We start from the raw sequence: 24872 nt of genomic DNA, 5'->3' as shown, positions 1-24872 counted from the left end.
TACAAATTTTTTTAAATTGTCAATAAAAGAGATAAATTTAGCTATCTATTAAAAATTATATTTAAGCTAAATTTTATTTATTAACTTCAAATAGTATTGAATATTTTGTATAACAATGTTCTGTTCTATCATATGCTTCGTTGCTTATTAATCTAGCATTATATTTGCTACGAAAATACTCATAAAATATGTCTATTCTATTATTTGCAATTTTGCCAATATATGGGCTAACGCATATAAATAAATTTGATTTTCCCATAGCGTTTTCTATGGAATTATATAATTTCTGATTTAATACTACGGCTTCCATATCTAAAATATTTGAAAAAATATGAATTACCGGAATTTCTTTATTTTTAAATTTGAGCTCGCTCTCTTCTATATCATTTAAATATTTACATATTGGATTAATTTTTGAGTCAACACAAAATGCGTTAGAATGAAGTATAGCCCTAGATAAAGCAAGTTTGGAAGGCTCAATTAATATTATTTCATCTATTTTACAATCTAATTTATTATTGTTAATAAAATCACATAAATTCATAATCCCCATCGCTTGGCCACACCCATAATCTACTACATTTAATTTATCTAGCTTATAAAATTCATCAAGTAGTAATTTTAAAGATTTTTGCAATTTAGATGAATGCATTTTACCAAAAGAGTATATATACTGGATCAAATCTTCTTTGTCTTTTAATACAGCTTTGCCTCTATCTAAATTATAATGCCTAGAATTTGTATCGGTTATATGTGTTGAATAATATTCTTTAGCATGGTTTTGTATATCTGTAAATTTGATATTTTTAATTGAATTTATAAAATCAGCATAATCGCCATTTTCTATCTTAATAGCTATATCTTCGATGCTCTCATAGTGGAAAATATTATGAATTTGCGCATCCCATTGATTTAAAAATTCATCTTTATCTCTTGCTTGATATAAAAAATCTTGCAAAGATTTGGTATCTAAAAAATCATTTTGAACATCTAATAAAAATTTTTGCTCAAAAATATCTAATATACTATTATAAATATATAGATTTTTTCGGTTTAATTTTAGTGAATTAAAGATATATTGTTTTATTATAAAATTAATGATATCTCTGTCTTCATTGGATTCATATCCTTTTTTGAGAGTAAATATTATATCATTTATATTAGATTTAATTCTATCTAAATTTAAATTTTTTCTCATTAAATACATAACTTGGACTGTGTAGCCTAAATCAATTTTATTTTGTATTAATCTATCATAAAGATAGAAAAAAGAAGTATCTAGCATATATCTATTATATAGCTTCATAAGCAAGATAATAAAAGAAAAATGTCTAGTATTTGATATATCAAGTTTATTATATATTATCTCTTGGTGAATATTTATTTTATCTAGCTCATCTTTAATATTTTGGCTATAAATATTATAGCCATCATTCATATATTCATAGATATTTTGAAAATTATCATCTAGAGAGTGTGGCAAATTTTTAATTGTGTTAATTAGTAGATTCATAGTCAAGAAGCCCTTTGTCTTTGCTTATAATTTTTCGTATATCATTACAAGCATTTTCATAATCTATTTTTCGTTTAGATTTAGATGGTTTAGAATCTAGTTTACTAAGTATTTCATTTATTTCATTTATTAAATTATCTTTTTTATCTTGAATTGTTTCAATATGATTATTATCCATAATGTAGTTTCTATCTAAATTGTCGCTATTTGTCAAAATATCATTTTGATTGATATTTGCAAACTTTTGTCTTAATATAATATTTTCTTTTTTTAGTTGATTTATTTTTTGTTCATACTCTGCACATCGTTTTATAATTTCTTCTATGCCATTAGAAATTTTTTCTAGATTTTGATTTTTTATGTTATCTAATTCATTTAAGTTTTTAGATAAATTCTTATCTTCTTCTATATATTTTGCCAAGTAAGTATCATTTTGATAAAAATTCATCTTATATTCATCTATAAAATCATATATACTAAATGGTCTTGATGAATCAAATAGATAATAATCTTTATCATTTTCCATTCTGCTTGTCGAATTTTGCTTATATTTATCTAAAAACAATATATCTATATTATCTTTATCTTTTATGGCGTATTGATATATTATCTCTATTATCACTCTACCTATAAAGCTATTTATATCAAATTTAACTTTTTTTTTCTCATAAAATGTCCTTAGACCATCATATCCTTTATTGTATCCATAAAGAAAAAGAGTATCATTATTCATATTTTTAATCTTTTCGCTTGATATCGGATCGCTTGCTTTAAATAGATCATATAAAATTTTTAATCCAGTATCTGTATCATGTAATTTAAATTTATCCATTGGTATTTCAAATTTATCTTTTATACCAGCACTTATATTCTTTGCATCAAGTTTATTTTTGCAATCTTTAAAATTTAATATTTCATAATTTGATAAATCTAATTTTTTAATAGGTATTATTTCTAAATTTGGTTTAAAATTTGTAATTTTTTTATACTCTGTAGCGATATCTTTATTTAATATAGACAAAATATCAAACAAAGTTTTATTCAGGTTATTATTTTCTTTATGACTGATAAAAGCCATAGCTCCCATTATTCTATTAAATTTATCTAGCTTTATAGCTAAATTTTCATCTTTTGAATTAGGTAAATGAATTGGTATTGTTAAATTAATTTGTTCTATATTCAGCTTTTCAAATATCTCTTTATGAATAATAGCTCCTCCACCTACAGTATTTGTTGCCATATTTGCATTGGATATTAACCTATCAATATTATCAATATCTTTGATATAAATTTTATTTATTCTTGAAATAGGGATAGCTTCTTTTATAATAATTATATTTTCACTATCTTGAACAAACTCATCTTCAACTAACACGGCAATTAAGCAATCAGAATTTTGAGGTAACTCTTTATTTTTTAAAGCTATGATATTATTAGGACATAAATTTTGAATATCACATATATGATCTGTTTTAAAATATGCCCTTGCTTTAATAATTCCAGTTCCAAAATAGTGAACTATGTTATCTTTTTTTATAGGTATAAAAATCTCTTTCATATTATTCTTTCTTAATTTTTCATTTCATTATAATCTTTTTTTATATAACAATCAGTTTTACCCATATCATTAAAATACTGTATTTTATTTAACGAAACATTATTTAATAAAATTAAATTAGTTTTAGCTCTTGTTAATCCTACATAATAATCTTTCTTAGTTATTATATTTTGATTTATTGTCTTATTTTCCGTAATAAGTCTTATAAGATGTAATTTTGGTATAATAACAGTATCAAATTCTAAACCCTTAGCGGATTTAAAAGTGCATATATGAACTCTTCCTATTTTAACCTCATTTTCATTGCTAACATAATAAGTGCAATCGACACGACTTTTTAACTCATCATAATAATACTCTACAGAACACTCTTTAATATGCTTATTATTGAATTTATTACAACCATCCTCTTGAGCAAATGGCAACAATATAGCGATATTTGTATCAGAATATGATTTTATAAGCTCAACAATAAAAGATATCTCTTCATCATTTGGGATATTTTCATAAACTACTGGTAAAGTATATCTATCATTTGAAAAATTATCTAATGCTTCTACGCTCTGCCCCAAGCCTATAAAGGCTGTTACAAACTCATATATCCCTTGATCATAGCGATATATTCGATTCAAAGAGTATTTTTTTAATGGTTCAAATTCGCAATCTTTTAGTATATTTTCCAATCTCTCTTCTGTATCTGGTCTATTTTGGTTGCTATATAGTTGTTGATTCATATCTGCATTAATGCAAATCCTCTTAGTAGCAGATGCAATTGCCTTAAATGCCTCTATCTCTATATCTTGGGCTTCATCTATTATAACCACATCATATTTTATATCAGGTTCTATTATCCAGCTATTATTATATTTAAAAGTTTCATATAATGATTTAACTTCATTAATGTTATTGCCACTTTGTTCTATGCAACAATTTAAATATTTTCGCAAACTTTTTGTATAAGCTATCATTATAATATTATTATCTTTAGCATCATTTATATATCTCCATAGAGATACTATGCTTTTGCCACATCCTGCTGGCCCAGTAACCCAAAATGGATCTTTTGAATTTAAAACCATTTGCTGATTTGCTGATAAATCTGTTATTAGTGGAAATGATACTGCATATTCCCTTGCTGGTTCTTCGCTGACTTTATTGGAATTAGATATCGCCATTTTACACCCCTATAATGCTTTCTGAATTTGGATTTATAAGATATTTTTTATAGTTACTTATCGCTGTTTTGGCTGAAGTATTAGCATAACAATATATACATTGATGAACGCATGTATTATACTGACCGATATCCTTAGCAACTATACAGCCGCAATCTTCCCTTTGTCCTTTATCCTTATTTTCCTTAGTTTTTTTAATCTCTATACCAAAAAGCCCCCGGTTTACTTCTACCCCTAGAAATTTCATTAGTTTTTGATCATTATAAAACTGTTCTATCATTAAATCATCATCTACGCATTTATTATGCTTTATATTAAATTTATCCAAATCAATCTTTTCGCTACAAGTCGCTACTTTAATCCCCCAACGCCTAGCCATCTGCGATATATGTTTTGCCATATATTCCATTTTTTGGGAATCAAACTCAATATAAGGGACATTTTTTAAATTATTTTGAACCTTTTTATAGGACGATATATCAGCAAAACTAAATACAAGCTTATTAGTATATTTATAAAGCTCATCACCAATTTTTTCTACTCTTTCTAATAAAGCGTCCATAGGTAAATTTTTAGTTATTAAAAGTGGGTCGTATCTCCATATAACTCTAGATTTTCCTAATCTATCAGATAATCTTTTAAAAGTTTCAATACGTTTTTTCTTGCTTGGCACACCAGCCTCTAGCCCCTCAATCTCATAATCATTTAAGCTATATTGAAAATAATAATTGACTCCAATGCTATCAAAATAATCTAAATGCTTTATCACTGGTTCAGGATTTTTGCTCCAAAAAACTATAAGTCTAGTATTATCAAAATTCACATATAAAGGCTTACCATTAAAAGGATTAATCCACTTTATATAGCCTATTTCAAATCTATTTCTAAACCAATCAGCAAAGAACGCTGGTATATCAGTCGCTCTACTTGCAGAGATAATCACAGGAGCTTGCGCCTTTACAGTTTCACCACTATCTAAAACAATATCCTTGTTCTCCCAAATAGCCATATTTTCACCTAAAAAATTATTTAAATTTCACTATAATATCAAAATATACTTATATTGAAGTAAATATGATAAGAAGAAATTTAAATTTAAATAAATATCTCAAATTTCAAAATTAAATCTACCATTAAGCCAAATCTAGATAAAATATCGTATTAAAAAAAGGGGCAAAAATGGCATACTCCAAAAAGGATCTCATCTCTACAAAAGATCTTACCACCGAGGATATATATCAAATTTTAAACCTAGCTAAAGATTATAAAAATCTAAATTTACAAAATGAGAAAAAGTCTCCACTTCTAAAAGGCGTAACGGTTGTAAATTCATTTTTCGAAAACTCCACTAGAACTCGCACAAGCTTTGAAATTGCAGCCAAAAGGCTATCTAGCGATGCTATAAATTTCACTGCTAGTAACTCAAGCACCAATAAAGGCGAAACCCTAATAGATACAATCAAAAATATAGAATCTATGCAAACAGATATCTTTATAATGCGTCATAGTAGTTCAGGTGCAGCACAATTTGTCGCTTCTCGCACTCCTAGCTGTGTGATAAATGCAGGAGATGGTTGCAATGAGCATCCTACTCAAGCGTTATTAGATCTCTTTACAATATATGAAAAATTTGGCTCATTTAATAATCTTACAGTTTCAATCATTGGTGATATAGCTCACTCTAGGGTAGCTAGATCAAATATCTATGCTATGCAAACCCTAGGTATAAAAGTTAAACTATTTGGCCCACCCCAAATGATGCAATATGCTAAGGTTTTTGGTTGTGAAATTTGCAAAGATATGGATGAGGCAGTAAGTGGAAGCGATGCTATTATAATGCTTAGAATTCAGCTAGAAAGAAGCGATGATGAGACTCCATTTCCAAGCATTAGAGAGTATTGCAGATATTTTGGACTAAGCAAAACTAGAATGCAAAAAGCAAAAGAAAATGTAATAATCCTCCATCCAGGACCAATCAATCGTGGCGTAGAGTTAAATAGTGATGTAGCCGATGATCCACGCATATCTACAATCTTATCACAAGTAGAAAATGGCGTAGCTGTGCGTATGGCTATATTAGATATAGTTTATAAAAATCTAAAAGGGCTATAATGAAAACTTTAATAAAAAATGGAACAATAATCAATGCCAACGAGAGTAAAAAAGCAAATATATTAATACAAGATGATAAAATTATCGCCATTACCACAGATGAGCCATCTGCTGATATGGTAATAGATGCTAATGGCAAACTAGTTATGCCGGGATTAATTGATATCCATGTGCATTTTAGAGATCCAGGGTTTGAGTATAAAGATGATATTATCACTGGATCGCAAACTGCAGTAGCTGGCGGTGTAACTGCTTGTTGTCCAATGGCAAATACAAACCCAGTAAATGATAATGCTACAATAACTAGAGATATGATAGAAAAGGCTAAAAAACGAGGCCTAATAGATTTAATGCCAATTGGCGCTATAACCAAAGGAATGAAAGGCGGTGGAATTACCGAGATGGGCGAGATGAGCGAGGCTGGATGTGTAGCATTTAGCGATGATGGATTGCCTGTTAGCTCTAGCGATGTTATGAGAGCTGCGCTTGAGTATTCAGCATTTCACGGCTCATTTATCATAAATCACTCTCAAGACTGCTCACTATGTAGAAATGGCCACATGAATGAAGGTCTAATGTCTATGAAGCTAGGTATCAAAGGTATGCCAAGAGAACAAGAAGAGATAATGATAAGTCGTGATATGCTATTAGCTAAACTCACAGGCGGCCATATCCATATAGCTCATGTTAGTAGTGCATGGAGTTTAAAACTAATAGAAACAGCTAAAAAAGAGGGAATAAATATCACTTGTGAAGTCTGCCCGCACCACTTCACCTTCGATGATAGCTATCTTGAAAACTATGATACAAACTACAAAATGTCTCCACCACTTCGCACCAAAGCTGATGTAGAGGCCATGAGAGATGGATTAAAAAATGGAATTATAGATATCATCTGTACTGACCACGCTCCGCATCATAATGATGAAAAACAAAGAGAATTTGATAAGGCTCCATTTGGAATTTTAGGCCTTCAAACGCTCATTCCACTTACTTTAAATTTAGTTCGTGATGGGGTGATAAGCTTAAATAAAATGGTAGAGCTAACTAGTCTAAATCCAGCCAAACTACTAAAACTAAACGATAGAGGAGTTATCGCTGAGGGTTATTTGGCTGATATTACAATTGTCGATCCTGAATTTGAATATCTCTATGATGAGAAGCTAAACAAATCTAAATCACAAAACTCACCACTTCTAGGTAAAAAACTAAAAGGTGCTGCAATTAAAACTATAAAATCTGGAAGATTAGTATATGATTTTCCAAATGTGGTGGCGTGATGAGAAATGCATTTACTATGATTGAGCTAGTCTTTGTTATTGTGGTGCTTGGCATTTTAGCTAGTATCGCAGTGCCTAGGCTAGTTGCTACTAAGGACGATGCAAGTGCTGTAACATCAGCTACTTTACTAAAAGATACCATCGTCCAGCTTACTGCATATTACACTATAAATGGCAAACTACCAGCTGGTGAATTAAAATCTCAAAGCAATCTAGAAAATCTCGCTCCAACATATAAAAAATCACTAGATAAAAACGAAGCTTGGACAAGTTGCCTAAATATCACGCTCGCAAGCGATACTATTAGTGTTGATGATGCTAGTAATTCAAGCGAGCCATTATGCAAAACTTTAGTTAAAATCCCAGCTGTTAAAGAGTGGATAGATAATGATATCACCCTAAGCAGTAGCGGAATATTTAATTAATTTTCACTATTAAAAGGTAAATTTGCTTATTATCTGGATCGACTGGAGCGTTAGCTAACTGGATATTAAAAAACCGCCCTGAATTTGGCCGTACAGCTTACCCGATTTATTCATTAATGGGTTTGGGGCAAGGATGCTAAAATGCTTGCTAATCTTAATAATATCGATGCCTTTGAGAGTTATTCGCCATTTGGTTATATGTATAAATTTGATGCGAAAATGGTCTTTTTTAATGTAGTAATCAATATGGGAATTACATTTACACACTATGTAGAGGAGGCCTTGCAAGTGCCATATCGCTATTTTAAGCCTTTTACGGCTGGATATATTGATGCTAATGGCGTAGAGACTAAGAGAACTTATGTGATGTATGTTCGTGCTGATGAGATAAATTCGAAAAAAAAATATGCCAAATAGCTTTTATGAAAGTATTTTAAAGGAAGTTAAATTTGATAATTATTATATCAAGCTGCTTGGTTCTTGTGATACTTTTAGAATTACAGCTAATGATTTATTAAATAATGGCGGTAAAAATCTTTATACATTTATTGATTATGAACTTGATTGGAATAAAGGGGTATTTGTTAGTGATAAATAAGATATTTTGGCGTGGCTAGAAGTGGAAATTTTTATAGTATTATAGATGAGAAAATGCCATTTGAGCGAGTGCAAAAAATTATAAATATTTTAAAACCTGCACTTATTATTACAGCAAGGGATTTAGGCAGTAGTGCTAATGAATATGGTGCCGATGTAATTTATAGTGATGAATTTGATAGCTTTGAGTTAAATTTATCACTGCTTAGTAGAGTTGAGATTATTGATACTGACTTGCTTTATGTGCTATTTACTAGCGGAAGCACAGGTGAGCCAAAAGGTGTGAGTATCAGCCATAAAAGTGTGATTGATTATACATTTTGGATTAGTAAAACATTTGATGTTGGAAGTGATGAAATATTGGTAAATCAAGCACCATTTTATTTTGATAACTCAATTTGGCAAAGCGTGTAAAAATACACAAATTTTACTTTTTGATGAAGATAATAACCTTATTACTCAGCCATTTATCAAAGGTGAATTATGCGTGCGTGGTAGTAGTCTTAGTCTTGGTTATTATGGCGATAGGTCTAAGAGTGCGCAGGTATTTATCCAAAATCCACTTCATAATAACTTCTACGACCCGATTTATAAAACTGGCGATATTGCAGCTTATAATGAGTATAATGAGTTAATCTGTTATGGCAGGCTAGATTCTCAAATCAAGCTAAATGGTCATAGGATTGAACTAGGTGAGATAGAAGCGGCATTAAATTCACATCCGCAAATCAAGCGTTCAGCGTGCAAATTTACTGGTGAGAAAATTGTAGCGTTTTATGAAGCTAGTAGAGATATAGATAAGATTAGAGAGTTTTTAAGTAAAAAAATTCAAGAGTATATGATCCCAAAAATATTTATAAGATTGGATAAATTTGCTCTAAATGCTAATGGCAAAATCGATAGAAAGGCGCTTGATGATAAGCTTTGAGAGTATTATAGTAATTGGTAAAGGATAAGGCGATTTAATAAAAATATCTATTTATTAAATCGCTTCATTTATGATTATTCTTGCAATGACTAAAAGCTTAGCCATTGCAGCAAATACTATTAACCAAGCTATTAAAACTTAAATTCGCTAATTTTATCCCTTAAATCCTCAGCTTTATGCTCTAGTGTATCAGAAACTGAGCTAATTTTATCCATTGAATTTGAGATATTTTGTAGCCTATCATTTAATGTTTTATTATTACTTAGTAGGTTATTGGTTTTATCATTTAACTCTTTTGAACTAGCCATTGCTTGGGTAGCTAGGGCGATGACATGATCAATGTTATCATTTGCTGTTTGGATTGTATTTTGAATATTTTGCGCTTCATCGACAAATGTTGTAAAATCTCTTGAGGTTTGTGTGATTTTTGAGCTTACATCATTAATTGACTTAGTAATAGCATTGATAGTTATATCAATCTCATCTAAAGATTTGCCAGTTCTTTCAGCTAGCTGTCTAACCTCATCAGCAACAACTGCAAATCCTCTACCATGTTCGCCTGCTCTTGCTGCTTCGATGGCGGCATTAAGTGCAAGAAGGTTGGTTTGATCAGCAATATCTGATATAGTTGTTAGAATATTCTTAACATTTTGAGCATCATTATTTAGCATTGAGATATTAGTTAATAGCTCTTGTTGGCGACTTGCATCAAGTGTTACTAGCTCAGAGAATTCAGATATAACGCTAGAGGTTGAGCTTAGTTCATTTTTAGCTGTGATGATATTGTTCATTGTATCATTGCTTTTTAAAGCATTATCGCTTAGGCTATCTTCTACGCTATGACCGATTATTTGTGAATCTTTTGATAGTTTAAAGCCCTCTTGAGTATCATTTTGAATTACTTTTGACTCGCTTAGTAAGTCATTTGCAATTTGTAGATTTTGCTGAATTTGTCCATCAAGCTGACCAAATAGCTGTCTAATAACTTTTAAAAATCCTTCTATTTGTTCATAGATTAGCCCAATCTCATCTTTGCCTTTGTTTAGAACATTGTTTGGTCTAATATCTTTTGTTTTTTGGACATATACTAGATAGTTTAGGATTTTAGCAATTCTACTATTAATATTATGGATTATAATGTAGCTAAATCCAAATGTAGCAATAAACGCAAAGGCTAAAATTCCAATTGAGAAAACAAGCACATTAATATTGCTTTGTCTTATCTGGTCTATGTCTTGAATCAATCTAGCTGCTAGTCTATCTTCTATCTGTTTTAAGATATCAATCTTTTTGGTAATAGTAGCAAACCAGTATGTACCACTAGTCTCAAATCCGCCAGTAAATGCATTTTTCATCGCCACAGCTCTCATACGCTCAACTTCTTGAAAATCTTTGTTTCCACTAGTTATATTGTTGTAATTGATTAGCTCCTCAGGGTCTACATATTTTTTAAACTCTTCTGTATATAGATTTTGAGCTACAACTAATGCGATAAATTTGTTATAAATTCCATCGCCGAATTTATCAGCTGAGAATGTATTTGATAAGACTGCTCTTTCTTGACCGGCATTCTCTTTAGCATTTATAAAGCTTACAAATGCAGTTAAAGAGCGGATTATTTTGTAGTTGTTTGAGATATTAGAGATTACTACTATATTATTGATTAGTTTTGAGATAGTATTTGTATAGTATCCTAAAACATCTCCTACTTTAACGCTAAAATTATCTACACCTCTTCTTATAGATTGGATATTATTTAGCGCATTTATTGTATCTTTTATAGAGTCCCTAAGCTCAACTGGATATGCATCTATTTCAAATTTAGATAGATTTTCATTAAGCTTATTTATCTCTTTATCGCTTAGTTGGCGTTGATTTAGTAGAATTTTTTTAAAATCCTCACTTTTACTACCTAGATATCCTGATGATGAACCTCTTTCTTTTTGTAGTTCATGTATTACAAGTGAAATTTGAGATGAGAGCAAGATTCCATCTTCAAGTAATTGAGTGCGTTTATAGGTATCATACTCTTTATTGATGAGATTGCCAGCTATGATCATAGCGACGATGAGCGGAATGACGATGAGAATAAGCATCTTATTCTTAATCTTGAAATTGTCAAATATCGACATATTTTATCCTTTCAAAATATGAATTAATTCGTCTGATATTTTACTAATAATAAATTATTTTTAGATTAAAAGTTGGGATTTGAGATTAAAAAATTTATTTTTATGAGAGAATTTGGAGTTTGATTGTATTATTATATAATTATTATTGATAGTTAGTATCACTTGGCTTTGATGCTGCTTAGATTTTGGCATAGATTACTACGCCAAAATTTTTACTCTACTAAGATTATAAGCAAAATCCATCATCTACGATTATATTTTGTCCATTAATAAACTGGCTATAATCGCTAAGTAAAAATATTAAAGCCCCGCAGATATCATCTGGGTCTAACATACCTTTATTTAGACAGACATCTTTGTATTGACTTAGAAATATCTCATTTTGGTTATCTAGTATTCCACCTGGACTTATGCAATTGACTCTAATATTATCCCCTTTTAGATATTTAGCTAGGTAGCGACTTAGATGAATAACTCCAGATTTAATAGCGCTATAGGCTACCGGAGAACTCATCTGTGTATTTTTATAGGTTTGAAATTTAGGTGCTACTACACCTTGAATAGATGAGAGTGTGATTATATTGCCATATCCTTGTGATTTAAAAAATTTAGCAAATCTTTGCATAACCAAAAACGCTCCACCAAGTTGAAGATTGGTATTAGTGCAAAAATCCTCATACTCTACATCAAAAAAGTGGTTAGAAAAGCTTTTTGTTCTTGGATAGGCTGAATTTACCACAGCGTCTATTTTGCCATATTTTTGACTGGTTAATTCTATTAGATTATCAAGTGAGCTTTTATTAGTTATATCAGTATGGATAAACTCACAATCTAGTTTTGTGTTTGGCTGATTTATATCTGCGTTGATTACTGTAGCGTGATTTTGTATAGCTGATTTTACAAAGGCTTTGCCGATTAATCCTGAACCGCCAATTATTATAACTACTTTATCTTTAAGCATTTTTACTCCTTAAAATATGCTCTACTATCATAAAATCAAGCTCATCATCTATATCAATGCTGCGATTTGCAGGCATTACATATAGTCCAGTTTTAGGTAAAAACAAGGTATCGTTATTTAATAAAACTAAAGATTTCCATATATAAATTGAAGCGTTCATATCATATGTAGCCGGAGCATCTTGACGGCGTAAAATTTGATTTGGTAGAGTTTTGCTAAGATTTATCTTGCCATCTATTTTTTCTATTAGATTAAAGTATGGACTTCTACGACTTGGCGTAGCAGTAATAAGAATATCATTATCATCTTGTATAAACTGCTCAAAAGCCATATTAATATCGCTAGATAGACGCAAAGGAGATGTAGCATCAAGGTCTATAATATAATCAAATTTATGTTTATAATACTCTTGACTTTTTAGTAAGGCATCACGGATTACAGCTAGTTTGCCAGCAGTATCACTAGCTAAAGCGCTATCTCGTTTAAAAAAGACCTCCGCTCCATATTTTTGTGCTGTAGAGGCTATCTCATCGCTATCAGTACTAATTACAATATGTTTAAATAAACCGCACTCTTTGGCTTGATTTATAGTGTGAGCAATGAGCGGAAGACCAGCAATTGGGCGGATATTTTTATTTTTTACACCTTTGCTACCGCCTCTAGCGCAAATGGTACATAGTATATTGCTCATATATTTTCCTTTTGAATTTGATCTATTAGTCGCATTGTATCCATAGCTTGAGAAAATGTACATATATGATTTTGCATATTTAAAGCATCTATATGCATCGCTTTGAAAGTATCGTTTCTTTGTAAATTTGGTTTTTGTATTTGAGTGATTTTTCCATCTTGATCTACTATTTTAAGTATATTTGCGATGAGGTCAAGATGATAGGTATTATTATTTGTCTCAATTAAAATTTGACGATATGGTGTTTTGCTTAGATAATTTAGGCTGATATTTATTAAAGTCTTATTGCATTTAGCTAAAATCATACAAATATCATCGCTAGTGATATTTAAATTTGATACTTTGGCTTGATAAGATTTAATCAATTCTAATTTAGAATCGCATAAAAAGCTAAGATAATCAATCTCATGACTAAGATCTAACAAAACGCCTCCGCCAAGCTCCTTTTTAGCGCTATAAGAGCTAGTATATTTTCGTTTTCGCCATGATGGCAAATATTGACCGCAGCGAGCTTCAATAGTTAAAATATCGCTTGGGTTTAGCATATTTTTTAGCTCTAAAATTAGTGGATGAAAACGCAGATTATACCCAATAAAAATCTTATTGTTTGGATTAAAATCTCTAAATTTATCAAATAATGGCTTTTCGCAAAGTATTATTTTATTACAGACATTTAAATCAATATAGCTTAAATGTTTAAAATGCAAATATGTAGGCGAGGCAATGATAAAGTAATCAAACTGATTTATATCTACTGTTTCAAGCTCTTTATAACATTTTATATCAATAATTTTTTGTGATGAAATGGCACTAATATCAAATCCTAATGAGCGCAAAACATCAGCGTGGCGGCGGCCAATTGACCCCATAGAAAGTATAAGCGCTCTCATGAGAAAATCTCACTATAAAGCTCATTTGCCAGGTTATACTCTTCGATTCTGCCTATATCTAGCCACTCTTCATTAATTAGATAAGCTTTTGGATTTTGATTCTTAGTAGCTAAAGAGTTAAAAAGATCTGGCATATCTAGATACTCATTTTTTGGAATAAAATTTAGAATTTGTGGGTTTAACATATAGATTCCAGCACTTACATAGAATTTTTGGCGTGGCTTTTCAGTGATAGATTTGATAGTATTATCATCTAAATTTACCACTCCATATGGCACTTGCATCTCATATTCTCGCACACACATTGTAGCAACAGATTTGTGAGCTGTATGATAGTCGTGAAGTTTAGTAAAATCAGTATTTGTTAGCAGGTCGCCATTCATTACAAAAAAATCATCTTTTGGTGGATTTATCAAGCTTAGCGCCCCAGCTGTACCAAGGCGTTTATCTTCAAAAACATAGTTTATGTTTACACCAAATTTCTTTCCATCGCCAAAGTAGTTTGTAATAATCTCAGCCTTGTAATTGACACAAATAGTAAAATCGCTATACCCATTTGCAAGAAAGCTTTCTATGATTGTTTGTAGAATTGGTTTTGGACCTACATGAAGCATTGGCTTTGGAATTTGATTAGTTAGTGGGCGAAGCCTTGTGCCTAATCCGCCAGCCATTAATATAACCTGGTTTGATTTTTTAAAGTTTGGTTCATAAATATTAACAATAGCAGTTGCGATATCATTTTCATCGATAATTGGAATGTAGCGTATATTTTTAGCTTTGGCTTTAGCAATGATATCTGGAGAGACATGCAACGAGTGCGCAACTATAGGCGTGCGATAGTATATGGATTCAATGCTTTGAGTTAGCTCCATTGAGCTTAATAATCCTCGCCTAATATCACCATCACTAATTGTACCTAAAAGTTTGCCATCGCTATTTACAACTAGCGCCATTTGGAGTGCGCCACTATCGATTATTTTAAGAGCCTCTTTTATACTGCTAGTTGGGCTTAGCTTTAGAGAGTTTATATTCATATTGTGGCCTTTTTGGGGTAGAACCCCCCCCAATTTAAAGTCATACCAAATCCTTAAATCTTTTGATTGTGATATCTTTTAAATTTATATTTTTTAGAACTTTGATTATGGTTTTACTAGGCTTTGAGTTGCCATATGGATTTTGTTTTTTCTGGACTATTTTTTGAAATTTTGGACTATAGGCAAGTTTTATTGCTTTTAAAATTTGCGCCTTTATGGGCTTGATATCTATGATGCTTGGTGCTTTTAGTCTACCATCTTGTCTTGGGCCTATATTTATGGTTGCAACTCCCATACTAGGGGCTTCTAAAAGTCCGCTAGAGCTATTACCTAAAATTATATCTACATGCTTAAGTGCGCTTAGATATCTTAGGCTTCCAAGGGATGCAAAGGCGATACAATTAGGGCGAGATTTGACATATTCATCTATCATTTTATTTATAGCTATTCCACCAGCATCACTATTAGCTTTTGTAAAAATTATATTTGTATCTTTTAGTTCATTTAGTGCTTTTAAAATCTCTTTAAAATCTTTTTTATTATCTGTTTGAGTAGTAAGTGGATGGTAGGTTACTAGGATATTTTTTTTATTTAGATTAAATTTAATTGAGTCTTGAAATTTGGCTTTATTTAATAGCTTTAGCCTTTTTATATTTTCAATTCCCATACCGCCAACATTAAAGATAAATTTAGGATCTTCGCCTAATTGAGCTACTCTTTTAGCATACTCTTTATTTGCAGTAAAATGGATATGCGACATCTTTGTAATGCTATGCCTAAATGACTCATCAATAGCTCCAGCGCTGAGTTCCCCACCGTGAATGTGAGCTATTGGAATACCTAATACTAGAGCCGCAGATGCTGCGCAAAATATCTCATATCTATCGCCTAAAACCACAACAATATCAGGAGCTAGTTCGCTTAAGGCTTTGCCAATCTCGCTAGTAGCTACTCCCATAGATTTGCATACACCAAGAGCATCATTGGCAAAATTTAAAATATTAACCTTTTTATTGATATTAAACTCATCTTGAATTTGTAAATATGTATTGCCAAAATCGCTTCGCAAATGACTACCTGTTACAATTAATTGAAGTTGCAGACTTTTGCTGATGCTAAGCTCTTTAATCAGCCAATAAAGCAGACCATATTCAGCTCTTGATCCAGTTATTACGCATATTTTTCTCATATTATCTCATCTTTTTTATAATTTTTTTGTGCTGGAGTTCCTATTATTTCATCCCATTTCATTGGGCTAATTCCTGCTGGCGTGGTACGTTTTGTAGTGATATTATCATCGGTAAAAATTTCACCTTTTTTAATATCAAATTTAGCTACAATAGACTTTCTAGCAATGTTTATATTTTTTATCTCGCTTGGGCTTGGGCTTTTGATTCCATCTCCTAGTGCTAGCTCAATTGCTCGAATTCCAGCTACCATTTGAGCTAATTCGTTTGGTTCTAAACTAGCCTTGTGATCTGGGCCTGGCTGAGTCTTATCTAGGGTAAAGTGCTTTTCAATCACACTTGCCCCAAGTGCAACCGCTGCAATTGGCACAGCAATTCCTAATGTGTGATCACTATAGCCAAATTTAACTCCAAATTCAGCTCCAATACTAACCATTGCTTTTAAATTAACATCGCAAAAAGGTGTAGGATATTCAGTATTTGCATGCAAAATCGTGATATCTTCTAGTGCTACATTGGTAGTAAGAATATTAAAAGCATCCCAAATCTCAGCCATTGTAGCCATCCCAGTTGATAAAATTATTGGTTTTTTAAATTTAGCAATAGTACGAAGTAGTGGTAGATTTGTTAGTTCGCCACTTGGGATTTTAAATTTGCTCAGACCAAGCTCAAAAAGTAAATTTGCTGAATCAATATCAAATGGAGTAGATAAAAACTCAATTCCAATATTTTTGGTATGCTCTATTAGTTTAGTATGGGATTTAATACTTAGCTCAAGAGCCTTTAGCATCTCATATTGGCTTTGTTTAGAATCTGTAGTTTGTTTTTGATAGGTTGCCTTTAAAGCAGTTTTACTAGCTAAATTTTCAGCTTTAAAGGTTTGAAATTTAACAGCATCAGCACCGGCCTTTTTAGCTTCATCTATTAATTTTTTAGCTGTGTTTAAATCTCCATTGTGATTTACTCCAGCTTCTGCTATTATATAGACTTTTTGCATAGCTTACTCAAAGTCGCTAAGTTCTAAAGGCTTAGCAAATTTAAGATCTTTTGTAGCTTTTTTGCCAATGGCTTGTTCATAATATCGTGGGTGAAGACCTTGAGCTGGGCGAATAGAGCGGATATTTTCAGGGGTTAAAATTTCTCCTTTTTTAATATCTTTTGTTACAAAAAGCGATCTAGCATATTTACGATTTTGCTCGCTAAAGCTATAATCAACCTTACCAAGGGCTTTATATGCATTTTTAACCGCTTGAGCCATTGCGCTAAATTCATCTTTGTTTAGCGAAAATCCGCTATCTTCTCCACCTAAGGCTCTATCAAGAGTAAAGTGCTTTTCAATCACACTAGCTCCAAGAGCCACAGCAGTGATTGGTACTTCTAAGCTCATTGAGTGATCGCTTAGCCCAACCTTTACACCAAGTGGAGCAAATCTAGCCATCATATCAGAGATAGTTGCAATATTCATATCTTCTATTTGAGCTGGGTAGTTAGAGGTACATTTTAGAATTGTAATATCGTGATTACCAACACTTTTGCATGCGTCAATTGCCTCGTAAATTTCATCAATTGTGCTAACTCCAGTAGATATTATCATTGGCTTTTTATGCTTTGCAGCATATCGAATAAGTGGATAATCCATCGCTTCAAAAGAGGCTATTTTATAGCGACTGACATTGATGCTTTCTAAAAAATCAACTGCGCTAAAATCAAACGGTGTGCTAAAAAACTCAATCCCAATCTCATCAGCATAAGCTTTTAAATCAGCCTGCCATTGCCACGGCGTGTAGGCCTTTTGGTATAATTCATAAAGGCTTTGTCCGGCCCAAAGTCCATCATCTCTAGTCATAAATATCTCATCACGGCAATCAATCGTAATAGTATCTGCTGTGTATGTTTGAACTTTAATAGCATCAGCGCCGCACTCTTTGGCAGCTTTGATAATTTTAAATGCTAAATCTTTATCCCCGCAGTGATTAGCCGACATCTCAGCTATAACAAATGGATTCATGATAACTCCAAATTTGATTTTATAGATTGTATCTAAAAAAGGTCAAAATATAGCTACAAATGTAGAAATTTAATCTAAATTTTTAATCCAAATCCAAATCGCCCAAAGACAAGATGAGCAAATTTAGTAGTTTTTAGTTTATTTTATAAACTAGCGGGATTTGAATTTGAACGGTTTTATCGTGTTTTGGAAAACTTTTAGCCGCTGCTGTTATTGTAGCTAGTGCAGCTTCGTTTAGAGCTTTGTGCTGGGAAGATTTTAGAATTTTTAACCCTTTTAACTCCATATCTTTTGTCCATATAAACTCAACTAATACATTGCCTTGTTGTCTTAGTCTTTTAGCGGTGCGTGGGTATATGTGATTATCATTTATAGCTGATTTTATCGCTGCTAAAAATGGATCTGGTGTAGCACTAGTTATATTATATGTTTGTATTTGTTCTACTGGTTGGGCTTGTGCTACTGGAGTGGTTTGTGCTGCTTGTGTAGTTTGTTCTATTTTTTTAGCCGGTTTAGATTCTATAGGCATTGGTTTTGGAGTTGGAGTTGGCTTTGGTTTGACTGGAGCTGGTTTTGGGGTTTTGATTGGTTCGATTTTTTGAACTTGTTTTGGTGTCTCAAATTTAGGTGTTTGCACTGGAGCTGGTTTTGGAATTTGGACTATCTGATTTAGGCTAATGCTTTGTGTAGTGATAGCTGGAACGATTGGTTTTAATGCATTTAGACCAAACCAAATAAATGGAATAAATAGCATACTAGTTAAGCAAAATGATTGGGTTTTGCTTGAGTAAATTGCTCGCATCATCGTGTTTTCTCCGTAATGATTGAGAAATTTTGGTGATTATTGACCTTTAAAATATCAATAATTTTGACAAAGCTATCAAATTTAGCACCTTTGTCGCTTTTTAATTCAACTACTGTTTGTTTTGGCGTAGCGGCAATTTTAACCTCAAGGTCGTTAATATCTATGATAGTATCGTTGAGATAAAAGTTATCGTTTTGGTCGATTATGATGGTTAGCTTTTCTTTGGATTCTAGCGGTTGAGCTGAGCTAGCATTTGGAAGATCTACTTTGATTTGTCCGCTAGCAATAAATGTAGAAATGCTAAGCACCATAGCCAAAACAACAAGCATAATATCTATAAATGGGATTATATTTAGCCCTTCATTTTTAGGTAAATTTATCAATTTTGCGCCTTATTTGTGTATTGACTAGAGATTAGATTTACCCAGCGTAATAGATAATTATAAGCTATTAGACTTGGTATAGCAACTAATAGGCCAAGGGCTGTGGCCTTAAGCGCAAGCGAGAGGCCTAAAACCACACTTTTGACATCAATAGTAGCTGAAATACTCATATCATAAAAGCTAATCATAATACCAATAACAGTTCCTAAAAGCCCTACATATGGAGCGTTTGAGTAGATTATATATAGTGTTGTAAGATTATAGCTTAGAGCATTATCAAGCTTGGTTTGGCTAGTGTAGCTGTTTATATCTACTTTGCGTAAGAACAACACTCTTTCTATCACGCACCAGCAGGCTATAAACGCCATAATTCCTAAGGTAGCAAATATAATATAATCTATATATTCTTTTAAAAATTCCATATAATTCTCCAAATCTTTTTGATAATTATACTCAATTTAACTTTAAATTAAGATTATAAAAATAGCATAAATTAGGAAATAAATTTGATATAAATTATTAAATATCTTTTTGATTTCATAATCTTAAGAATTATTATCATAGTTGAGATGTGATTTTGGAAAATTAGTACGGCATTAATGGCTAAATAATTTATTATAATTATTTTTATGTTTTTAAATTTACAATATTTAAATAATTTGATATATTATTAATTTAAGTGATAAATTTATATTTAGAGTTAAATTTGAGATTGAAATTTTAATCTCAAATTTAGCAATAAAATAAATTTATTAAAAATACTCTAAAATTACTTAGTATTTTTAATTAGCAATTTTAAAATTGAGCAATCCTTAGCAAAATCATCTAAATTATCTTTGCTATCCTTGATTGTTTCAATTGCTAAAAATTCCCCGCCGCACAAAAGCTTTAATACCCTTGCTAAATCAATGCTCCCATCACCAAAATGCATATGTGCATCAAGTTTTGCGTTCTCATCGTTATCGCTTAGATGATAAATTCTAGGATTTAGCTCGTTTAATTTAGCAATATACTCATAAGGATTTAATCCTTGATAGTTTGCACTACAAAGCGCATGTCCAGCATCAAGGCAAAACTCACATCCTACTTCGTCTAAAATTCGCTTAATACTTAAAAAATCTGCCCCTACGCAAAATGCGGTTCCATTGTCCATTGGTACGATATATGGTTTATTTTCGATAGCAAATTTGAGATTTTTTACCATTTTCATCTGTCGCACGCTCTCATCAATGCTTCCACCAATTCCAGGATGAAATACAGTATAAACGGCCTCTAGCTCGCCGCTATAGCGTTTTACTTGTTCGCATAATTCTAGATTATAACGCTGTTTATTAGGATTTGAAAAATCTAGCCCACTGCTAAAATGTGGCGCATGAATGGCAAATTTAACACCGCAATCTTTAGCTAAATTTTTCCACAAAGGTAGCATTTGCAAGCTATTAGGCACGGTATAAAGTTCGATATAATCATACTCGCCACACTCATAAAGCTCTTTAGCTGGTGCTATGTAATTCTCATTTAAACTCCAAAGCTTTAGTCCAATTTTATAGCTCATTTTTTACCTTAAATTTAATCTCTGCCATCTTCCAATCCTCCATTGTATCGATATCTTGCGCTACAGATTCATCTATTATATATGGAATTATATTTTTACCATTTAGCTTTGTGCCTTTGTAAAAGTAAAACATTCCTACATCATGATACATAGGCTCTAAATCTTGACTTCTTTTAGATGCATTTTGCGGCTCTCTATACTCTAAAAAACCATCTTTAATCCTAAAGGATCTTTGAATCGGAAAACTAAATTTAACAACAGGAGTAAGTCCATCAGCGCCACTTGATTTAAATTTATCATAAGCTAAGCGTAAAATCTCTCCATCTAAAAATGGCACGCACGGATAAACACAACAGACCACAGAAGGTTTAATTCCACGCTTTTGATACTGCTCTAAAACTTCAGTTAATACATCATTTGTAGTAGCATAATCATCTGAGTTTTTAGAAGATCTCATAAATGGTACATTTGCACCAAACTCTCTTGCTACAGTTGCGATTTCATCATCATCAGTTGAGACCATAATCTCATCGAAAATCCCTGAATCTTTGCACGCATCAATAGCGTATGCGATCATAGGCTTTCCCATAAATTCTTTAATATTTTTGCGTGGAATTCGTTTTGAACCACCACGAGCAGTAATAATAGCTAAAGCGTTCATTATAATCCTAGTGTTTTAGCATCAATTAGCATAGGCACACCACGTACAGCACCGGTGGTAAAGATTTTATCAACTTGAGCTTTAAACTTATCAATCTCTTCTTGGCTAATCATTTTAGGCTCTTTGGCATTTGGGGCAAAATATTTTCTTAGGATTTTTATTTTAGCGGTATCATTTTTAGCACTTTTTGCTTCGTTTAGTATCGCAATAGATTTTTTAATTGCAGGAATACCGTGGTTTGAGACTGGTGCTAGGATTATTTTTAAATTTGTGCTTTTTAGTTTAGCTTCAATTAGCTCTAAATCCTGGCGACAATATGGGCAATCTGGATCTGTAAATAGATATTTTGTCTCTTTGTTTTTATCATTGCCAATTGAGATTATATTATCTTTTGGTATTGATTTGATAAGTTCGCCTAGTTTTTTGGTTGCGTTTTCTATGGCGATTTTGGCTTGAGCGTTTTCAAAATTTGCTAGATAGCTGATTTTATTTTTAATATCAATCACATCAGGAAATATATAAGCCCCATCACTATAAAGTGCAATGTAAGCGCTATTTTCACCATCACTCATTTTGATTTTGATCTCTTCAAAATTTGTATTTGGTAGATTTTTGCGTGAGTCGATTGTGTATTTTAGCTCTTCATCGCCACCTTCAAAAACTTGTAAAATCTCAGCATCGCTAAGTGCGCCAAAAAGTAGGCTTGAACTAAGCAAAGAGCTTATAAAAATTTTTTTCATTATAATGTATCCTTGTTTAAAATGGCTAAGCTAAATTATATGGTTAAATTTTAAATAAAAATCAACAATTTTAAGGAAGGTTTTAAGAATTTATACTAAATTTTGGTATTTTAATAGGATAAAATTTACCAATGGTAACATTTTTACAATTTTATTTAATTTTTTTATTATAAATTTTTATTATAAATTTAGTTAAAGATATTTAAATGATTGAGTCAACACTACCTTTTAAGCACTATTTTACCAATATAAAAAGATTAAATTTATCTTAACTAAAATAAGTAAAATTTATATTTCATACAAATAATTAATACTTAAAGAGTATTTTTAGCTTAAATTCGCTATTTTTTATTTACTTTCAATTATTATATTTCTAATCGCAAACCAAATTTTGTAAGGAGTTTCATTGTGAAAAGTAGATTACTTTTAAGTTCTGTATTAGTTGCTACATCTTTATTTGCTGCTAGTGATGCTGATCTTTTAAAAGCTGCTAAAGATGCTGGTTTAAAAGCACTTCCAACTACACAAGCTCAAGTAGATGAGATGCTAAACGAGATAGGCGTAAAACCAAATAAATTTACAAAAGCAAAAGCCGAACTCGGTAAAAAGTTATATTTTGAGCCAAGATTATCAAAAAGCGGTATAATCAGCTGTAATACATGCCACAACCTAGGTCTAGGCGGAACTGATGGTATCGCTGCTGCTGTAGGTCATAAATGGACGGTAAATCCGCACCATCTAAATAGCCCAACAGTCTATAACTCAGTGCTAAACACAACACAATTTTGGGATGGTCGTGCTATGACTTTAGTAGATCAAGCCAAAGGCCCAATCGAAGCTGAACCAGAAATGGCAACTCCAGCTAAATTAGCTGTAGAAAGAATAAGCTCACTTCCAGAGTATCAGGCTGAATTTAAAAAAATATATAAAGATGGTATTACATTTGATAATATCGCCGATGCGATCGCAAGTTTCGAAAGAACACTTCTTACTCCATCTAAATTTGATAAATTTATGAATGGTGACTTAAAAGCTCTAAACAAAGCTGAAAAACAAGGCCTACAAACTTTCATTGACAAAGGTTGTGTTACTTGCCACACAGGTGTAAATCTAGGTGGATCTATGCAAGCATTTGAAGTAGCAGGTAAATATAAATTTGCTAATGTTGGCGACTTTAAAGGTGATGCAAATGGCATGGTCAAAACTCCAACTCTAAGAAATGTAGCAGAGACTGCTCCATACTTCCACAATGGTGCTATATGGAAACTTGATGAAGCTGTAAAAGAGATGGGAAGTATCCAATTAGGTATCGAAATCAGCGATGCTGAAGCAAAAAGCATTATTAACTTCTTAAATGCTCTAACAGGCGAAAAACCAAAAGTTGTATATCCACAATTCCCAGCAAGCACAGAAGCTACTCCAAAACCAGAGCTATAATCTCAAAGCCTACCAACTCGGTAGGCTAAATTCAAATTTCACCCCAAATTTAGTCAAAATTTATAATAAATTTAGTATAATCACGCCTTAATATCCAAAATAGCTCCATAAATCTCTTTAATAAATTTTTATTTAAGAGTGCTTTTTGGTCTTACCAAATTTTAAAGGATAGTTTGATGTATGCGATTATCAAACATGGCTCAAAACAATATAAAGTTAGCGAAGGCGACTTCCTAAATTTAGATCATTTTGAAGCCGAAGCAAAATCAATTGTTGAAATCACTGAGGTTTTAGCAGTTAATGATGGCAGTTTAAAGGTAGGTGCGCCGTTTGTGAGTGGTGCAAAAGTTGTTTTAGAAGTTATACGAGAAGGTAAAGACAAAAAAGTTGTTATCTACAAAAAACGCAGAAGAAAAGACTCAAAATTAAAACGCGGTTTTAGAAGAGAATACACTCGTGTAAAAGTTACAAGTATAAAAGCCTAAGGAGAGTAAAGTATGGCACACAAGAAAGGTCAGGGTTCAACCCAAAATAACCGTGATAGTATAGGTCGCCGCTTAGGTGTTAAAAAATTCGGTGGCGAGTTCGTAAGAGCCGGAAATATCATAATCCGCCAAAGAGGAACAGCAACTCACCCAGGCAACAATGTAGGTATGGGAAAAGATCATACTATATTTGCTTTGGTTGATGGCTTTGTAAAATTCGAAAGAAAAGATAAAGATAGAAAAAAAGTTTCTGTCTATCCAGCTGCATAATTTAAGCTCCGTAACGGGGCTTTCTCTTTAATTAATTTATTCTTT

General features: G+C 31.8%; 25 protein-coding genes and 3 pseudogenes. 9 read left to right on the top strand and 19 right to left on the bottom strand.

Going from position 1 to position 24872, the window contains the following annotated elements; all coding sequences use genetic code 11:
- Positions 1–73 precede the first annotated feature (73 nt).
- Genes CIGNP91_RS06915 through CIGNP91_RS06900 form a run of 4 tightly spaced genes read right to left on the bottom strand, consistent with a single transcriptional unit; the run spans position 74 to position 5255 of the window.
- Complete coding sequence (locus CIGNP91_RS06915; protein WP_086253743.1) at positions 74–1513, bottom strand: hypothetical protein; 1440 nt, start codon at positions 1511–1513, stop codon at positions 74–76.
- Positions 1497–3071 carry a hypothetical protein gene (locus CIGNP91_RS06910; protein ID WP_086253742.1) on the bottom strand — a complete coding sequence of 525 codons (1575 nt, stop codon included), beginning with the start codon at positions 3069–3071 and terminating at the stop codon, positions 1497–1499. Before CIGNP91_RS06910 ends, CIGNP91_RS06915 begins: the two co-directional genes overlap by 17 nt.
- A gap of 11 nt (positions 3072–3082) precedes the next feature.
- Entirely contained in the window at positions 3083–4246 is a 1164-nt protein-coding gene (locus CIGNP91_RS06905; RefSeq protein WP_086241699.1) for a 3'-5' exonuclease, read from the bottom strand.
- 1 nt (position 4247) lies between these two features.
- On the bottom strand, positions 4248–5255 hold the full coding sequence (locus CIGNP91_RS06900) for a DUF1848 domain-containing protein (protein WP_086253741.1): 1008 nt from the start codon (positions 5253–5255) through the stop codon (positions 4248–4250).
- Positions 5256–5425: 170 nt separating this feature from the next.
- On the opposite strand from CIGNP91_RS06900, the gene CIGNP91_RS06895 reads away from it, so the two are divergent.
- The 6 genes and pseudogenes from CIGNP91_RS06895 to CIGNP91_RS08875 all read left to right on the top strand — a co-directional run bounded on the left by CIGNP91_RS06895 (position 5426) and on the right by CIGNP91_RS08875 (position 9588).
- Complete coding sequence (locus tag CIGNP91_RS06895) at positions 5426–6358, top strand: aspartate carbamoyltransferase catalytic subunit (RefSeq protein WP_086225023.1); 933 nt, start codon at positions 5426–5428, stop codon at positions 6356–6358.
- Complete coding sequence (locus CIGNP91_RS06890; protein ID WP_086253740.1) at positions 6358–7638, top strand: dihydroorotase; 1281 nt, start codon at positions 6358–6360, stop codon at positions 7636–7638. Before CIGNP91_RS06895 ends, CIGNP91_RS06890 begins: the two co-directional genes overlap by 1 nt.
- The gene (locus tag CIGNP91_RS08850) at positions 7638–8063 is read left to right on the top strand and encodes a type II secretion system protein (RefSeq protein WP_086244302.1); all 426 of its coding nucleotides are present in this window, start codon (positions 7638–7640) and stop codon (positions 8061–8063) included. Before CIGNP91_RS06890 ends, CIGNP91_RS08850 begins: the two co-directional genes overlap by 1 nt.
- A gap of 132 nt (positions 8064–8195) precedes the next feature.
- Positions 8196–8480: pseudogene (locus CIGNP91_RS06880) on the top strand (AAC(3) family N-acetyltransferase); the annotation flags it as partial.
- Positions 8470–8661 (top strand): hypothetical protein, encoded by a 192-nt coding sequence (locus CIGNP91_RS08935; protein WP_236848383.1) that lies wholly within the window; start codon positions 8470–8472, stop codon positions 8659–8661. The pseudogene CIGNP91_RS06880 and the gene CIGNP91_RS08935, both read left to right, overlap by 11 nt.
- Positions 8658–9588, top strand: a pseudogene (locus CIGNP91_RS08875) (AMP-binding protein). The gene CIGNP91_RS08935 and the pseudogene CIGNP91_RS08875 overlap by 4 nt, the downstream one beginning before the upstream one ends.
- Before the next feature lie 131 nt (positions 9589–9719).
- Here the strand turns inward: CIGNP91_RS08875 and CIGNP91_RS08930 are convergent.
- The 15 genes and pseudogenes from CIGNP91_RS08930 to CIGNP91_RS06805 all read right to left on the bottom strand — a co-directional run bounded on the left by CIGNP91_RS08930 (position 9720) and on the right by CIGNP91_RS06805 (position 22635).
- Positions 9720–10379 carry a methyl-accepting chemotaxis protein gene (locus tag CIGNP91_RS08930; RefSeq protein ID WP_236845135.1) on the bottom strand — a complete coding sequence of 220 codons (660 nt, stop codon included), beginning with the start codon at positions 10377–10379 and terminating at the stop codon, positions 9720–9722.
- A gap of 462 nt (positions 10380–10841) precedes the next feature.
- A pseudogene (locus tag CIGNP91_RS08925) lies at positions 10842–11648 on the bottom strand (nitrate- and nitrite sensing domain-containing protein); the annotation flags it as partial.
- A gap of 298 nt (positions 11649–11946) precedes the next feature.
- Positions 11947–12681 carry an oxidoreductase gene (locus CIGNP91_RS06865; protein WP_086253738.1) on the bottom strand — a complete coding sequence of 245 codons (735 nt, stop codon included), beginning with the start codon at positions 12679–12681 and terminating at the stop codon, positions 11947–11949.
- A complete protein-coding gene (locus tag CIGNP91_RS06860) occupies positions 12674–13372 on the bottom strand; it encodes an acylneuraminate cytidylyltransferase family protein (RefSeq protein ID WP_086225031.1) in 699 nt (232 codons plus the stop codon). Before CIGNP91_RS06860 ends, CIGNP91_RS06865 begins: the two co-directional genes overlap by 8 nt.
- Positions 13369–14262 carry a Gfo/Idh/MocA family protein gene (locus tag CIGNP91_RS06855; protein ID WP_086236039.1) on the bottom strand — a complete coding sequence of 298 codons (894 nt, stop codon included), beginning with the start codon at positions 14260–14262 and terminating at the stop codon, positions 13369–13371. The genes CIGNP91_RS06860 and CIGNP91_RS06855 overlap by 4 nt, the downstream gene beginning before the upstream one ends.
- Positions 14259–15296: a nucleotidyltransferase family protein gene (locus tag CIGNP91_RS06850; RefSeq protein ID WP_086253737.1), complete on the bottom strand. Its 1038-nt coding sequence runs from the start codon at positions 15294–15296 to the stop codon at positions 14259–14261. The genes CIGNP91_RS06855 and CIGNP91_RS06850 overlap by 4 nt, the downstream gene beginning before the upstream one ends.
- A 40-nt stretch (positions 15297–15336) precedes the next feature.
- Complete coding sequence (gene neuC / locus CIGNP91_RS06845; RefSeq protein ID WP_086253736.1) at positions 15337–16485, bottom strand: UDP-N-acetylglucosamine 2-epimerase; 1149 nt, start codon at positions 16483–16485, stop codon at positions 15337–15339.
- A complete protein-coding gene (gene neuB / locus CIGNP91_RS06840; RefSeq protein ID WP_086229698.1) occupies positions 16482–17480 on the bottom strand; it encodes an N-acetylneuraminate synthase in 999 nt (332 codons plus the stop codon). The genes neuC and neuB overlap by 4 nt, the downstream gene beginning before the upstream one ends.
- 3 nt (positions 17481–17483) lie before the next feature.
- Positions 17484–18491, bottom strand: coding sequence for a pseudaminic acid synthase (pseI, locus tag CIGNP91_RS06835; protein ID WP_086225036.1), 1008 nt, complete (start codon positions 18489–18491; stop codon positions 17484–17486).
- Between the two features lie 133 nt (positions 18492–18624).
- A complete protein-coding gene (locus tag CIGNP91_RS06830) occupies positions 18625–19296 on the bottom strand; it encodes a TonB family protein (RefSeq protein WP_086246043.1) in 672 nt (223 codons plus the stop codon).
- Positions 19293–19679, bottom strand: a complete 387-nt coding sequence (gene exbD / locus CIGNP91_RS06825; protein WP_086225038.1) for a TonB system transport protein ExbD — start codon at positions 19677–19679, stop codon at positions 19293–19295. The genes CIGNP91_RS06830 and exbD overlap by 4 nt, the downstream gene beginning before the upstream one ends.
- A complete protein-coding gene (gene exbB / locus CIGNP91_RS06820) occupies positions 19676–20101 on the bottom strand; it encodes a TonB-system energizer ExbB (protein ID WP_086225039.1) in 426 nt (141 codons plus the stop codon). Before exbB ends, exbD begins: the two co-directional genes overlap by 4 nt.
- Positions 20102–20448: 347 nt before the next feature.
- Entirely contained in the window at positions 20449–21234 is a 786-nt protein-coding gene (locus tag CIGNP91_RS06815; RefSeq protein WP_086253735.1) for a sugar phosphate isomerase/epimerase family protein, read from the bottom strand.
- Positions 21224–21895: a pseudaminic acid cytidylyltransferase gene (gene pseF / locus CIGNP91_RS06810; protein ID WP_179186963.1), complete on the bottom strand. Its 672-nt coding sequence runs from the start codon at positions 21893–21895 to the stop codon at positions 21224–21226. Before pseF ends, CIGNP91_RS06815 begins: the two co-directional genes overlap by 11 nt.
- Positions 21895–22635, bottom strand: a complete 741-nt coding sequence (locus tag CIGNP91_RS06805; RefSeq protein ID WP_086226800.1) for a thioredoxin domain-containing protein — start codon at positions 22633–22635, stop codon at positions 21895–21897. The genes pseF and CIGNP91_RS06805 overlap by 1 nt, the downstream gene beginning before the upstream one ends.
- Before the next feature lie 369 nt (positions 22636–23004).
- On the opposite strand from CIGNP91_RS06805, the gene CIGNP91_RS06800 reads away from it, so the two are divergent.
- From CIGNP91_RS06800 to rpmA, 3 genes are all read left to right on the top strand, one after another.
- Positions 23005–24072, top strand: coding sequence for a cytochrome-c peroxidase (locus CIGNP91_RS06800; protein WP_442861882.1), 1068 nt, complete (start codon positions 23005–23007; stop codon positions 24070–24072).
- Positions 24073–24248: 176 nt separating this feature from the next.
- Entirely contained in the window at positions 24249–24557 is a 309-nt protein-coding gene (gene rplU, locus CIGNP91_RS06795) for a 50S ribosomal protein L21 (RefSeq protein WP_086225044.1), read from the top strand.
- A 12-nt stretch (positions 24558–24569) separates the two neighbouring features.
- A complete protein-coding gene (gene rpmA / locus CIGNP91_RS06790; protein ID WP_038455086.1) occupies positions 24570–24827 on the top strand; it encodes a 50S ribosomal protein L27 in 258 nt (85 codons plus the stop codon).
- Positions 24828–24872: the final 45 nt, after the last annotated feature.

The organism is Campylobacter sp. P091 (assembly GCF_002138935.1).
Lineage (GTDB): Bacteria > Campylobacterota > Campylobacteria > Campylobacterales > Campylobacteraceae > Campylobacter > Campylobacter devanensis.
The sequence above is the reverse complement of the archived record's forward strand: the minus strand, read 5'-3'. Positions and strand labels throughout refer to the sequence as shown.